This window comes from Cognatundibacterium crateris, assembly GCF_010078235.1.
Lineage (GTDB): Bacteria > Pseudomonadota > Gammaproteobacteria > Burkholderiales > Burkholderiaceae_D > Undibacterium > Undibacterium crateris.
This window is the reverse complement of sequence record NZ_JAABOS010000001.1, coordinates 482,741-495,326: the sequence shown is the minus strand read 5'-3', so window position 1 is coordinate 495,326 and position 12,586 is coordinate 482,741. Positions and strand designations below refer to the sequence as shown.

Sequence of the window (12,586 nt, the reverse complement as noted above, 5' to 3'; positions counted from 1 at the left end):
CGTTCAGGCTTTAGTTGGGATTAGAGAATCTTGGATTCCTGAGAAATTTCTCATCCGTCAGCGTGCCGAGGAAATCGATCAGATCCGATTTATCCTGCTCACTCAGATTGATTCGGGTGATTAAATCGCTCTTATACGGATTTGTTCTGCCATCTCCGGCGTAAATCCCGGTAGTGATATGCCGTCCACCGGCGGCATAAAAATCCAGCACATCCTTCAACGTCGCGATGGAGCCATCATGCATATACGGCGCAGTCACTGCCACATTGCGCAAGCTGGGGGCGCGGAATGCACCCATATCCTGCGCCCGTAAAGTGCTTTCAAATAAGCCGCGGTTAGGGAAGGGGAAGCCGCCTTTGCCATCAATGTTATACAGCCCGGTGTTATGGAAAGGCGTGTCGATTTGCGACAATCCCTGGAACTTCACCTGATCATTAAAGTTAAAACTGCCATGGCAATGGAAGCACTCGGCCTTTTCTCCCATGAACAAATTCATGCCGCGCAATTCGGATGCGCTCAGTGTCGCTTTTTTCTGCAGGAACTGGTCGTAACGGGAATCGCTCGATACCAGCGCCCGTTCAAAGCTCGCAATCGCTGCAATGATATTGGCGAAGCTGACAGGATCTGCATCCTTAGGAAACGCCGCCTGAAACTGCCTCATCACTGCCGGATCTTGCCGGAAGCGTGACAGCACGGTGTTTTTATTCAGGTCATTGATCCCCATTTCTACCGGATGTTCGCCAAACAACGGCACTTCCATCTGTCGTTCCAGCTCGGTCAATGCCGGATTGGCCCAGGTCAGCGTCGCGTGGTACACCACATTGGCCAGACCTTGCGAATTGCGTGGATGGGTTTCGCCGGTCGAACCGATTGCGAGCGGGCGGCCATCGGTAAATGCCTTGTCTTGCTGATGGCAAGAGGCACAGGACTGGCTGCCATTACCGGATAGCCGGGTGTCATAAAACAGCTGACGCCCGAGCTGCATTTTTTCCTCGGTATAGGGATTTGATGCCGGAATGACGGCTGCCGGAAAGCCATTCAGTGCCGGGGTGACTGGCGTTGCATGATTGTGGGTTGAGGAGGGGCCACCTCCACCAGAACCGCCTGAACCACAGGCAAGCACCATCACGGTGCTTGCTAACAGTGTGAGTCCAGACAGCCTGGAACGGCTGAAGATGGCTGCCATTATTTATTACGTGCCACAAATACGGATTGCACACCGGCGGTAGTTGGATTACCGGTGCTCAGATCAATTTTAAAGCTGTCAAAAATCGCTTTGCATTCCTGATCAGTGGTGCCTGACATACAGCCAACTGCGCCAGTTGTATCACTTTTCAGATCGGTCGCTGTAAATAAGGCGTTCATATCCAGCGAGATTTTTTGTTTGTCCGCATCAAAGTTAGCAAGCTTGACCACCATACGATTCGAATTCGTGCAGCTATAGCTGCCATTGCTTGCATTGGTCGTGCAGCCGACTGAGCCTAAATGCAGATTCCAGGTTGACGACACGCTGTTGCTGGTGGTCGGTGGCACGGTGGTATTGTTGATGCGGGTGACATTCACACCACCAACAGGGTTTAATTCCAGCTTCATGAATTTGCGGCCCGAGGTCCAGCTCCAAGCCATCGCAGCCACATTCATTGGTTTGGTCGCAGTCGCGTAGTCAGTATGGTTCAGCGTTTCAGGCACACCGATTTCATAGCTGATTCCCTTATAAGCCGCGCCAGGAACGGTTCCGCTGATTACACTATTGGTTGGTAAAGCGGTGCCGCCGCAGGCCGTCGTGCTGCCATCGTTAAAGCTGATCAGGCTGACCTGATCATTTTGCCAGTCGTTCGCAGTCAGGGTGACAGGTACCAGCTTATCGTTGGCATCGATCAGCTTGACATTGGAGATGTAAAAACGCGCATCTTTCAATTCTGCAGTGCTGGCTTTGCTGCCTAAACCGGTGATGCTGGAACCGCATTTCACGGGTACGCCATTGGCGAGTAATTCAAAGTTGATCGATACCGGCATCACTGCCGGATAGGTGACTACAGGCGTCGTGCTGCCACCGGAACCACCGCAAGCGCTGAGCAATGTCAGTGCAGACAAGCTCAGTAAGGACAGTGCTGCAGTACGCGATGTTTGGATTGTTTGGAATGTTTTCATATTGATTGCCTAAATTAAGAAATTAAAAAGATTAGAAAGACGATTGCAGGCCCACAGTAAATGCCCATTTCGGTGCGAGTTGCATGCCATTGACGTATTGGCAGACAGGCAGTTGTGCAAAGCCGTAGAGATGGCTGCGCGCATTGATGCGGTAACTCAGGCCAGGACTGATCGAGAGCGAGCGGCCACCAGAGTTGTCTGGCTCAGCCTTAACGCCCGAGTCGCGTTTCTTATGCTGGAAATTCAGTTGCAGCATGGGCGAGATGCCATACTTCCAATCGGTACGCAGCCCCAGATCCACACCAACAGTGGCACCCGGCTGATAGCCATCTTTTTCATTGAGCGGGATTTCTGTATTGAGCTGCACAAACCAGGTGCTTGCCAGATCCGGCAACACACGCCGGTAGTAGGCGCTGCCGATCAGGTCGGTGGTGCCGCTGCCGGCTTGCAGACTGCGCTCAGCGGGTGTGCCAGTGTTATTCGCGATATTGGTTTTCGCGGTAGCCAGTTTGAGTCCCAGCGTCGCACCCACGACAGCGTTTTTACCGTTTGCTGACTCTTGTATGCCGGATTGGTAGCGTAAGGCCGCGCGAGCATCACCAATCTGGCGATACGTCCAGTTGACCCTTTCACCGCTTTCGGTATGCACGTGTGAACGATCAATAAAGGGCAGGGCAAGGGATACGCCCCAGTTGTCATGAAACGCATGATCCAGATTGAACACCCAGCGCCGGCTGATCGTTTCCAGCTCGACCTCTTTGGCATTCGATGGCGTGACTTTGTCTGCGCCAGACATCAAGCGATTTTGATTCACCTGCTCAAACCGCAAATCAAGCCGGGTGCCGCGTTCCAGCCAGGCACCCTGTACCGACCAGTCAGTATTGACCAGGCAAAAACTGCTGCCGCAAGATGCCTGCGCATTGCTTGCAGCGAAAAAAGCAAGCGTGGACAGCATCAGAAAAGCAGGGCGCCTGACTGTGCTGCATAAATTCGAAGTAGACATGGATTTTTCTTTTTTAGGAACAAAATAGGAACAAAACAAAATACATACTCAGAGTTGAGTCGGTGCCTTGAACGCAGGGCGGGACACCTCGGCTGGAATCAGCTTCAATGGTTCCATGTGGATGCCCTGTTGCCCAGCCTTGGATACACTCATAAAGACATACGCATGCCACACCCCCAAAGCACAAATCGCTGCCACGTTAAAGCAGCGCAGCGCCAGTAAACAGACTTCAGACTTTTTCAAAGAAGCAGACATATTTCCCTCTGTACCGCTTAGCAGTGACTGATGCCGCCTGCAGACAGACGAGCACCATGCACGGCTCTATGGTTAATTGAAACAAGCAGGAGATAAGAGCAGCCTTCAGGCTGGATGACACACATTGATTCACAAGGCGGTGCAGACGCAGAACACAGCGAAAATGCTGGTGCGAATGCTGGTATGGCCGCGCGCAAAGACAGCAGCAGACCGTGCTGTCAGCAGCTTACGCAAAGAAGCAAAGTGAAATCAGATGCCTGAAGGACTCAGGCCAGGAAAGGCGGTGCCCTGGGCAGCGCACTGGCCCAGGAAAAAAGCTGTTTGGGAGAATGGTAAAAAAGTGGCGGGAAAGATGCGCCAATGTCGGCAGGCTGTATATCGCTGAGCGAGGTATTGATCAACACGGCATGATCGGCATGCGGCAGACAGTTGGCACAATGCCCTTTATGCGCTTTACTCTGCGGATTCTGCATCTGATCCGTTGGCGTTTTCTGATCAGCGTCCGCGCTAACCGCAATCAGCTTGAGCGCTTTATTGCCGTTGGCACTGCAAATTTCCACCCACAAGCCATCCGCTTGCTTCCCGGGAAAAGCAGCCGCCAGGGCGGGTGCAAATCCATTGAACAGCAAGGCCAAGCAAGCTATCCAGGAAATCAGTTGACGGAGAAAAAATGAGGGGTGCATGGTCTGAATTATATCGAATAGTCAGTCATGCTTGATGGCAATCTTGGCAGATTTGTTGAATTTTTGATTCTAAGTTGATCTGTGTCTATTTAGGTTTGGCTGGATCACGGGTAGTGCGCTTGACGAGAAGGCGAGAAGTCTGACGCACAAACATTATCATCAAAGTCCCACCCAAACTGTGTGATCCGGATGGTGATCTCTAATGGTTTCCAGTGCGGCCTCTGTCCCCAAATGATCATCTTGATCAAGCGGATAATTGAAAACCGAAACATCGACTCCTTTGGCTCGTAAGCTGACTAGTTCTTCGTCTTGAAGTACATCAGCCGATACCCAGAGCGGGATGTTGTCTAAACCAAGTTGGCTATAGCTCTCGAATGCAGCATATGAAATAGCGAAGAATATCAATGGTGTCTCCTAACGCCTATGTTGAATGGTGTCTGCAGCTTATGATTGTTGTGCTACAGAGTCGGTTTAATTAGCGTTGGTCAGTCCTCATTCAACCTGCGCGGAAGCCGGGCTTCAAGCTGGGCCAAAAGCAGCCTGGCCTCAGCCTCTTCCAGTGCGGCACCGATGCGCAAGGTCTTGGCACCGTAATCAAATGCCAGTGGCCCATGTCCTGAGCCTATGAGCGGTGGAGCCCATGTTGATTGATTGGTGAAGCTCGCGCGCGCGTATTCAGTGACGCGAAGATGTTTGATTTCAGCGAGGGCATAGCGCCTTGACCATCCCAGACCGAAGGCTTCCAAACGATGTTCGAAGGTGGTCGAATCCAGCGTAATAATCTCCCTGCCCGCGAGCTGCCAGATAATGGTGCTAAAGACGTATATTCCGCCCAGCGTCCAGCCAGTTATCCATGCCACCATGAAAAGTGAGGGTGAATTTTCGGAAGGATTTAGCAGTTCTGTCGCAGCTTGAACCTCGCCAAATGCCCAGCCAACTAACCATGCGCTCAAGAAAAGTATGATTAACCAGTTTTGACGATACGGTATGCTGGCACGTATGCCGCCCGGTACCGCTTCTGTGGTGAATCTTGGAGGGGGAGGCGAGACATGCATTTTGATTACGACCTAAATGTTGTGTTGACGTTCAAGGCTAACATGCACATATGAAAATGGCAATTTTGGTCGAATATTTACCAACGCATTATTTGCTGAATTTCCGGTTCGTATTGTCTGAGCGATTGCCAACGTTGAAGCGTTTGTTGAACTGGCGGCGGTAGTTTGAGCGCCTGCTCAGGGCGTGACTAAAAATTCCCGCTGCTCTGCACCCGGCGCGCCGCGGCGAACAACAACCCTCGCACCTTGGCAGAGCGGGTAGGCGCGCAGGACTGGTTCTATGGCTCGAACCATCGCTTCGGCATCTGCACCGTACAGAAATAGCTGGACTTCATTCGGGCCAACTTCGTTGCCATCAACAACACCCAGCTTGCCAAAACCAAGCGCATGCTCAAGCTGTTCTTCCAGCGTCATCAGATCGCAATCAGCGTAAACCTCTTCCGGCAAGCCTTGCCCATCGAGATAAATAAGGACCGCCTGATCCTGTACAGGCTGCGCGGCAGGTCGTCCAAAAATGCGGGAGAGGAAGTTCATCGTATGTCCGTTTGAATTTAATGATGCTGGACAAGCTAATGCGGCCAATGGCAGGCACTTGCTAAAAGCGAATTCCATCGGCGGATATTCATGTACACCATGCTTCAGATAAGGCGGTAGGATCGCTATCCGCGCTAACAACTAAGGGGAGGCCGCCGCTGTCGCAAATAAGTACTAATGGACCAGAGAATCGGCTAATGAGATGGGTGATGTTGACGATCAGATCTGGCCAGCCTTTTTCAAAATAAAACTCATTTGGACCATCGATTAACCGAAGAATGTTGAGAAGTGCCCAGCTATTTTCTTCAGCTTCTTCTGTCTTTTGTATGAAAGCTTGCCAAGCTTCTCCGAGCTCAGCATCAGATTCTTTGATGGAGTAGCCTTTGAGTTGGGCGAATGCAGCTTGTATTTCCGCAAGCTGCGGATTGCGTCCGTCTGCACTTCGCGGGTACTCAACAGACATTTCATCAAGCCAAAGCTTGATTTCCGCGGATAAGGGAAAAACCGAATACATGGCGCTCATACTTTAAATCTTTAGCTTTGAAAAGAGAGGAGCTTGTAAGCCATAGGCTAATAAACGTCCTTTCGATGGAAGTATTCTGCATATAAATTATGCCTCAACATGCCTTACTCGAATGCCATGTGCGAGCGCTTCCAGGTACACCTGCTCTGCAAGCGAATTGTCTTCGATGAGTAGAGCCATGTTTGTCTTTTCGTTCAACGGCAGGTACCCGGATTGGTTTTTTGTTACCGTATCGAGCACTAGTCCGCAGGCCTTGCACCTTTCCACAAGGTGTCGGCCTTCTTTCGACTCGAACTGTCCGAGCGAAACTTCAGTTTTTCCCTTAAGCGCGGCAAATGCCTTTGCTGGTGACATTGAGCGGAATTCGGGTATTGCAGTGCGTAGGGCGGCCACCTCTTTAAGGCTCGGTCCTTCAGCGGAGAACTTAACTGTCAGTAAGAGCACATCGCGATTAATGTAAAGCAGAACCCAGCCATCGTCTGTGCTGTTCCAGAGATATGAATAGTCCACAAGGTTCTTCATAGGTCTTAGCGTTAAGGTATGACGATGGTTTTCGTCAGTTCACGGCGCATTGTCATACTTCGCTTAACTCCAAATGCAGCAAAGGAAATGGCTTGCCCTGTCCATCTAAAGGCGAACGACCAACGACACAGAATCCCATGTGCTGATAGAAGCCGGCCGCATTCGGATTCTGTTCATTGACATCAACTTTACGTGCGTGCTGATGTTTTATGGCGTTTCTTACTAAGAGCGCCCCGATTCCTTTGCCTCTATGCGATGGGGATATAAAAAGCATTTCAATATTTTGTTCCGCGACGCCTATGAAGCCGACGATCTGATCGTCCTCACCTTTGGCTACGCGCAAGTCTACGGCGTCAAAGTATTGCTCAAGTATCAGGGGCTTAAGCGATTGAATATGATCTTCACTCAGAAATTCGTGAGTGGCGCGCACAGATGACTCCCAGATTTCGATTAAAGTTAAGTAGTCGTCTTTTGTAGCTGTGTTGATTTGCATAGGAAACTTTGAGAAATATGGTTGAAGCTAACCGACCCGCGCCAGCAGGGGAGCGCACGGCTGGCATGGTGTGAGGGCCGCATCTTGCATGCCGTTGCGAGCAAGGCGTACCACTGAATGAGCGTTATTTGCTTTTGTTAAAAATCAGGAGTGGGTTGACGAAGACTAACTGCAACTGTCCATCCACAATGTTTGCTGATTTGAGCGCGAGCTTAGCTATGCGGCCATATTCCTGATGAGACTGGACTGAGTAGATAGGGAAGCGATTCATGATGGCAGCCATGATGCCGGGGCCACGAAGCTTGATTGCTTCATTGAGGTCCGGTGCGGCGCCGGTCATCTGGAAATGGCTGACCTGAACGTCTGCCAGGTAAAAGTTACCTGACGCTTGTTCGTAGTGCGGTCGGCCGCTGAGCTGAGCAGAACCTGGCATGGCCCGATTGCCGAGCGTAGCTACAAAGGCGCTCTCTATGACTATGCGGTCGGAGCCGTTGGTCAGCGCCAGGCGCGGCGCCAGAAGTTCAATACACGCACCCAGTACACATTTCTTAGCAGGGAAGTGAGGTTCAATTTGCGCCTGTAACTGAGCCTGCGTTAGCTTGAGCGTGACCTCGGGTGCATACTTCAACAGTAGCCATGCTCCCACCAACAAGACTAGAGAAAGCGCACCGATGGTAATTAGAATGCGACGAAAGAGCATGGTGTGTGCAACCTAAGGTTTGAATTCAGCGAGTGCCGTTGAATGAAGCGTTAGCCGTCATAGAAGATGAGCCAGTATAAAACGCGACCAATAGCGCATTCCGGTCAAACACCGGCTGTTTGTTTAAAGCGCCTTAGCGCCGCCTGACTCAGTTCCCAGATAGTAGGGATAGCGATCAGTGACCCTGCAGCAGCATATAAATAGATTTTGTCGCCGAGTACTTCACGTGCCAGTGTCGGGTCTTCCAAGCCGCCAAACACAAACATTGTTTGGGATACCCACAGACCAAAGTGTTCGGGATCAACGGCATGCATCAGCGCAGTGACAGACACACCCAGCGCGAGAATGCCGATCAAGACTGCGAAACTAAGTTGTGAAACACCGATGATGAAGTCAGTTCTTCGGTTTGTATTAAGGGCATTCATTTTGTTGTCCTTATAGGTATTGAGTAAATGAAGCAGGCTAAGCGCAGCAACAGTGATGATGCATCAGGCGCTTTGTTCGAGGAAGATTCCCGGCACAAGCCAGCTCTACAAAAATGATGGCAGATTGTAAAGCTGGGTAGAGGAAATGGCAATCATGAAACGGTGTTCCGGTAGATTGCTTGAGGTGGAAAATGCCGTGAAATCAGCTTGGAAATCACTGCTGAGTTTAGTGATAGTGAGGATGGTGGGGGGGGCTGGAAGCTGCAGCGATAAAAAACACAGCGAATCAACTGACTTAGCCCGCTACTGGATGGAGAGCGCTCACGAGAAATACAGATACTCCAACCCAGTTAAACCACCGCAGCATTGAGAGATTCAGGCCGTTGGGCGAACAGGTGAGAGAAGTGCTGCAGTTCGCCTGTAAGCAGCCGCGGTCTATGATGCTATGTATTTCGACTGGGACATTTTGTCACTATGTATGGATATTGCTTTAAAGTAGTATGCCTTAGGGCGCGCAGCAACTCTATACCGGTATGGCTGTCGTGACCGTTTTTTCTCTTATCTGCGCTGGATGCCATGCAAATTTATACGGCTGAGTGAATGCAGATTCAGGCAGCAGGCCTGAGCAAATCGAATGAACAGCAAATACAACTGCTGATGCAGCGTTTGAAACGCTTGCGCCCAATGATTTTAGTGTCAACTTAGTCTGGAAATACGGAAATGGAATGGACCCCTGTCGTCCTCGTGACGTTCAAACTGCTCGTGCTCGGCACGGGCATGTACTTCGCCATCAAGTGGCATTACGATCAAGGTACAAAGGAAAAGGAGTGGGCAGATGAGAAGCGCGCCATACTGCGCGCGGGCCGCAAGGTCACCGTCATCTTCGTGCTAAGCCTGCTGGCGCTGGGGTTCTCGACCTTTGTTTTTTGCAGGATGATAGGACTAGATTTGAGTTTTTCGTGAGGGGGAGTGACTGACGGGGATGATGTATTTACCATTCCAAATGTCAAAGGAATGCAGTGCCGGACAATCTAATGTGCATAGGATTCCAGCACAGGCCATGAGAATGCTCAAGGTATGGCCTGCGCTGGTGTCTTATATGAGTATCTCGTCATGTCATTTTAGGCGCTGCGGAATGTACTCAAATCTCGACGCTGCATTGGACATTTTTTACACTAAGAGTTGCTTTGGTTTCTTTGTAAAAATCCATCGCAAGCTTACGAATATCTGTTCCGTGTTTAGGGACGCGAGTGGTGATTGCATAGCATTCCTTGCCATGATCTTTGAAAGTTGCCTCAGTTAACTTTACTGTATTCTTTAATTGAGAAACAGCTTTTGTAACATCACAACCTTTGAGCTCGATGTAAAGCGCGCGAAGTGGTACATCGGTTGTGGCCACAAGCCAATCACACTTTTCATGTTCCTGTGATATAAGGCAACCATCAACTTTAATTTTGTTCAGTGGTCGTTTCCCAGAGTTGTTTACTATCAGTTTGCTACGATTTTCTTCAACGACAATTACGGGGGCCATAGTGAATGTTGTGCATTTGCTGTAATCCACTTCAGGCCTCCGAGGAAAGCATTTTGTTCATCACGGACTCAAAGTGCTCTGAGATACTATCAAGCATTGTGGCACCAACCATTCTGTACTCTGCGTCGCATATGGGCAGAGCTTCGCCATTGGCCATGCTGTACGCTGATATGTCGGAAAATTTTATTGGGCGCCCACCCCCATTTATTTTTATAAAATCACCTTCGGTCATGGCCGCTTCTGCTACTTTGTCTGCGGCCAATATGAAATTGTTGAGTGCCGAGATGATGTAAGGGCTATGCGTCGTTATAAAGAATTTTGTACCGAGCTTTGAGTAAAACTGCGAGATTATTGAGACGATGTGGCCTTGTGAGGTTGGGAAGAGGTGGGCTTCTGGTTCTTCGATAAAGCACATGCTGCCGTCCTCATGTTCCCGCAAAATAGGCCAAACGCACAAAGTCAATAGCATTGGGAGTGCTTCCTGTTGACCTGAAGATGCGTTCGCTAAATTTGTCTTCCGACCCCTACTAATTATCCAGTCTTGTTCATCTTGAGACTCGTAGTCGCCCACAATAATTGCTTCTACTGCCCTGTATGTCTCTTCAAGTAAATTTTTATGCTTGATTCTGTTAAATAAAAGACCTTCTTTATACCAACGCTTTGATGTTTCGTACAGGCTCCCGAATTCTTTCAGATAAGGGTCGATATCAAGATTTGATGCAAGAAATGTAAAAATGTTTTTCTGCAGATTTGCGAAAAATGAGCGGGTTGCCGGAATAAATATTGGGGACCCAAATATATAAGAAAGTTCGCCACGGCGCAGAGGAGCGATTACGTTTTCGTAAAATATTTCCGATTCGGGTTGATTAAATTGCTGTGTTGGTCGTACAGTTGTGTGAGCTTCATCGAGTTTCTTTATAAATAGCTTGCGCTTTGAATTGTATATTTTTGTGATGTCATCCGAGTAACGAATCGAAATACTTGTTTTTCCGGACGAATTTTTCTTTCCAATGATTCGGATAAAAGTAGCGTCCACTTCGTAATTGATTGTAAAGCTAGACCCATCCCAGGTGTATCTTGGAAACCTCTTTTCAAAGAACTCAATTAACGATTTATCTAGCTCTCTCTTCCCCTTGTCTTTTCGGATGCCTTCGAGTATTTCCCCGCCAATTGATTTAAAGTAGTGGAGTAGTTTTGCAATAAGGCTTTTGCCATTGGCTTGTGGACCGATAATTACATTTATGCGTCGTACTTCAATGGCTGCATTTTTGATTACCAAAAAATTGCTGATCGTGAGTTTTTCTTGCATGATTTTTGTATTTAAAACAATTTTGATTTGTTAATGCTTTGTGGTGGTCAGTCTAATGTTCGAGTTGAGCGTAAACTCTAGGCGATCCGCTGCAACGATTGGTTAGACAGGTTGTTGAACGATGACACATAACGCATGCTGCTTTGATAAAAAATGATAATTGATTGTAAAGCGGGGCGATGGAGTTTGCAATAATGAAACAGGCTTTGAGCAGTTTGACTGGAGTAAAAGCCAAGATAAACCTGGCGTGAAAATTTCCGGGTAGTGTTTGATTGATAGCCCGAAAACACACTCAGTCAAAAGAATGCCTAAGGGTGCTGGATCGCGCAGAACTTGCATGCGATAAGGCGATCTCAATTGACCGAGAGCTTAGGCCACAGGCCACCACCATTTTATCGGTAAGCATAAATCCAGATCGAGTCATCGGATTTTTCATATGCCTGCCCAATCGACTGCAATGCTTGCTCAAGTTCAGCCTCACAACTGACCGTAGCTTTCGGTAGCAAGTTCGCGAGATGTTTTAGATATCTGGGACGGATTCGTATCCATTCTATAGAAAACAGAGGATGCGTTCCTTCATCCCAATCCCCATGGTACCAAACATCTGAATCAAAGCTGGCTGGAGCGGGCTCAGATTGCAGCAGGTCCTTTCTCTGGTAAGGCGGCGGAAAGGGTAGCTTGTTTATCTCAGCAAGCAGCTCGCGCCATTTTGTGTCATTCATGAGCGAGCCCAGACCTCGTTTTGTCAACTCTGCCTTGACTGCGCGCTTGTGTTTATCTTCGTCGTACATAGTCTTGTCTAACATCCGAATTGATGGACGCCGGCAGGCGTTTTGTTAAATGAGTAGTTAGCCATCATGCCGCTCAATGTGTACGATTTTGGGTGCCTGCGCATCCATAAACATAAAGCATCGTCCAAAAAGTGCTTTCTTTCCGAAATCGTCAAACGTGTTATGGCCTAGTGGCGTGATTAACACTTCGGAAGTGGCAAGAGCACGCAGGTATTGCTTGTCGATTTCAGCCCAGTTCTGATCGGCGATGTCCGACAGCACCAGACTTGCAATATCGTGCTTGTACTGAATCAGGATATTTCCGTCTTTCATGCTCAGCGGATTCATATCCGGGTGTGAATGTAAGACTTGGTGCAGTGCTTGGGTCGCATGTTCCTTTGCATTGATGTCGTTCAGACCATGCGGAAGTATGGCCACTGTACCATGCGTGAAAACAGCAAAATCCCGCGTCCCATTTGTATAGCAGCGAATGCGTTCTGCGATGCGATCCAGCGGTTGACTGATTTGAGGTTGCCAATCTGGAGTGGGCGGAAACTGCGTGGGTGGCTCTGGTGGCAGTGGCTTTTTTTTAAATAATCCAAACAAGGCAGAGGGCTCCTGAGGGCTAACGC

Annotated in this window: 18 protein-coding genes; 1 reads left to right on the top strand and 17 read right to left on the bottom strand. The window is 49.1% G+C overall.

Annotated features, from left to right (window positions below):
- Positions 1-10: 10 nt before the first annotated feature.
- The 13 genes from EYB48_RS02175 to EYB48_RS02115 all read right to left on the bottom strand — a co-directional run bounded on the left by EYB48_RS02175 (position 11) and on the right by EYB48_RS02115 (position 8,344).
- Positions 11-1,186, bottom strand: coding sequence for a methanobactin export MATE transporter MbnM (locus EYB48_RS02175; RefSeq protein WP_162018630.1), 1,176 nt, complete (start codon positions 1,184-1,186; stop codon positions 11-13).
- The gene (locus EYB48_RS02170; protein ID WP_162018629.1) at positions 1,186-2,151 is read right to left on the bottom strand and encodes an MbnP family copper-binding protein; all 966 of its coding nucleotides are present in this window, start codon (positions 2,149-2,151) and stop codon (positions 1,186-1,188) included. Before EYB48_RS02170 ends, EYB48_RS02175 begins: the two co-directional genes overlap by 1 nt.
- 31 nt (positions 2,152-2,182) lie before the next feature.
- Positions 2,183-3,154 (bottom strand): hypothetical protein, encoded by a 972-nt coding sequence (locus EYB48_RS02165; RefSeq protein ID WP_162018628.1) that lies wholly within the window; start codon positions 3,152-3,154, stop codon positions 2,183-2,185.
- A gap of 48 nt (positions 3,155-3,202) precedes the next feature.
- Entirely contained in the window at positions 3,203-3,409 is a 207-nt protein-coding gene (locus tag EYB48_RS02160) for a hypothetical protein (protein ID WP_162018627.1), read from the bottom strand.
- 266 nt (positions 3,410-3,675) lie between these two features.
- The gene (locus tag EYB48_RS02155; protein ID WP_162018626.1) at positions 3,676-4,044 is read right to left on the bottom strand and encodes a DUF2946 family protein; all 369 of its coding nucleotides are present in this window, start codon (positions 4,042-4,044) and stop codon (positions 3,676-3,678) included.
- A gap of 207 nt (positions 4,045-4,251) precedes the next feature.
- On the bottom strand, positions 4,252-4,497 hold the full coding sequence (locus EYB48_RS02150; protein ID WP_162018625.1) for a hypothetical protein: 246 nt from the start codon (positions 4,495-4,497) through the stop codon (positions 4,252-4,254).
- 80 nt (positions 4,498-4,577) lie between these two features.
- Positions 4,578-5,045, bottom strand: coding sequence for a hypothetical protein (locus EYB48_RS02145; RefSeq protein ID WP_162018624.1), 468 nt, complete (start codon positions 5,043-5,045; stop codon positions 4,578-4,580).
- 279 nt (positions 5,046-5,324) lie between these two features.
- Positions 5,325-5,681 (bottom strand): DUF695 domain-containing protein, encoded by a 357-nt coding sequence (locus EYB48_RS02140; RefSeq protein ID WP_162018623.1) that lies wholly within the window; start codon positions 5,679-5,681, stop codon positions 5,325-5,327.
- Between the two features lie 88 nt (positions 5,682-5,769).
- Positions 5,770-6,204: a hypothetical protein gene (locus EYB48_RS02135; RefSeq protein WP_162018622.1), complete on the bottom strand. Its 435-nt coding sequence runs from the start codon at positions 6,202-6,204 to the stop codon at positions 5,770-5,772.
- An 87-nt stretch (positions 6,205-6,291) separates the two neighbouring features.
- Positions 6,292-6,726 carry a hypothetical protein gene (locus EYB48_RS02130; protein WP_162018621.1) on the bottom strand — a complete coding sequence of 145 codons (435 nt, stop codon included), beginning with the start codon at positions 6,724-6,726 and terminating at the stop codon, positions 6,292-6,294.
- A gap of 52 nt (positions 6,727-6,778) precedes the next feature.
- Positions 6,779-7,219, bottom strand: a complete 441-nt coding sequence (locus EYB48_RS02125; RefSeq protein ID WP_162018620.1) for an acetyltransferase — start codon at positions 7,217-7,219, stop codon at positions 6,779-6,781.
- Between the two features lie 124 nt (positions 7,220-7,343).
- Positions 7,344-7,919, bottom strand: a complete 576-nt coding sequence (locus EYB48_RS02120) for a DUF1439 domain-containing protein (protein ID WP_162018619.1) — start codon at positions 7,917-7,919, stop codon at positions 7,344-7,346.
- A 104-nt stretch (positions 7,920-8,023) separates the two neighbouring features.
- Entirely contained in the window at positions 8,024-8,344 is a 321-nt protein-coding gene (locus EYB48_RS02115; RefSeq protein WP_162018618.1) for a hypothetical protein, read from the bottom strand.
- Between the two features lie 720 nt (positions 8,345-9,064).
- Here EYB48_RS02115 and EYB48_RS02110 point away from each other — a divergent pair.
- Positions 9,065-9,307 carry a hypothetical protein gene (locus EYB48_RS02110; protein ID WP_162018617.1) on the top strand — a complete coding sequence of 81 codons (243 nt, stop codon included), beginning with the start codon at positions 9,065-9,067 and terminating at the stop codon, positions 9,305-9,307.
- A gap of 178 nt (positions 9,308-9,485) precedes the next feature.
- Here the strand turns inward: EYB48_RS02110 and EYB48_RS02105 are convergent, their stop codons facing one another.
- From EYB48_RS02105 to EYB48_RS02090, 4 genes are all read right to left on the bottom strand, one after another.
- Positions 9,486-9,905 carry a hypothetical protein gene (locus EYB48_RS02105; protein ID WP_162018616.1) on the bottom strand — a complete coding sequence of 140 codons (420 nt, stop codon included), beginning with the start codon at positions 9,903-9,905 and terminating at the stop codon, positions 9,486-9,488.
- Position 9,906: 1 nt separating this feature from the next.
- Positions 9,907-11,184: an AAA family ATPase gene (locus EYB48_RS02100; RefSeq protein ID WP_162018615.1), complete on the bottom strand. Its 1,278-nt coding sequence runs from the start codon at positions 11,182-11,184 to the stop codon at positions 9,907-9,909.
- A 392-nt stretch (positions 11,185-11,576) separates the two neighbouring features.
- The gene (locus EYB48_RS02095) at positions 11,577-11,975 is read right to left on the bottom strand and encodes a DUF6678 family protein (RefSeq protein WP_162018614.1); all 399 of its coding nucleotides are present in this window, start codon (positions 11,973-11,975) and stop codon (positions 11,577-11,579) included.
- Positions 11,976-12,032: 57 nt separating this feature from the next.
- The gene (locus EYB48_RS02090; RefSeq protein ID WP_162018613.1) at positions 12,033-12,560 is read right to left on the bottom strand and encodes a hypothetical protein; all 528 of its coding nucleotides are present in this window, start codon (positions 12,558-12,560) and stop codon (positions 12,033-12,035) included.
- Between the last annotated feature and the right edge of the window lie 26 nt (positions 12,561-12,586).

Bases quoted from the DNA above. Each gene is read 5' to 3' on its own strand.
- EYB48_RS02100 (WP_162018615.1), bottom strand. From the start codon at position 11,184: ATGCAAGAAAAACTCACGATCAGCAATTTTTTGGTAATCAAAAATGCA.
- EYB48_RS02110 (WP_162018617.1), top strand. From the start codon at position 9,065: ATGGAATGGACCCCTGTCGTCCTCGTGACGTTCAAACTGCTCGTGCTC.
- EYB48_RS02135 (WP_162018622.1), bottom strand. From the start codon at position 6,204: ATGAGCGCCATGTATTCGGTTTTTCCCTTATCCGCGGAAATCAAGCTT.
- EYB48_RS02175 (WP_162018630.1), bottom strand. From the start codon at position 1,186: ATGGCAGCCATCTTCAGCCGTTCCAGGCTGTCTGGACTCACACTGTTA.
- EYB48_RS02140 (WP_162018623.1), bottom strand. From the start codon at position 5,681: ATGAACTTCCTCTCCCGCATTTTTGGACGACCTGCCGCGCAGCCTGTA.
- EYB48_RS02095 (WP_162018614.1), bottom strand. From the start codon at position 11,975: ATGTACGACGAAGATAAACACAAGCGCGCAGTCAAGGCAGAGTTGACA.
- EYB48_RS02120 (WP_162018619.1), bottom strand. From the start codon at position 7,919: ATGCTCTTTCGTCGCATTCTAATTACCATCGGTGCGCTTTCTCTAGTC.
- EYB48_RS02130 (WP_162018621.1), bottom strand. From the start codon at position 6,726: ATGAAGAACCTTGTGGACTATTCATATCTCTGGAACAGCACAGACGAT.
- EYB48_RS02125 (WP_162018620.1), bottom strand. From the start codon at position 7,219: ATGCAAATCAACACAGCTACAAAAGACGACTACTTAACTTTAATCGAA.
- EYB48_RS02115 (WP_162018618.1), bottom strand. From the start codon at position 8,344: ATGAATGCCCTTAATACAAACCGAAGAACTGACTTCATCATCGGTGTT.
- EYB48_RS02160 (WP_162018627.1), bottom strand. From the start codon at position 3,409: ATGTCTGCTTCTTTGAAAAAGTCTGAAGTCTGTTTACTGGCGCTGCGC.
- EYB48_RS02165 (WP_162018628.1), bottom strand. From the start codon at position 3,154: ATGTCTACTTCGAATTTATGCAGCACAGTCAGGCGCCCTGCTTTTCTG.
- EYB48_RS02170 (WP_162018629.1), bottom strand. From the start codon at position 2,151: ATGAAAACATTCCAAACAATCCAAACATCGCGTACTGCAGCACTGTCC.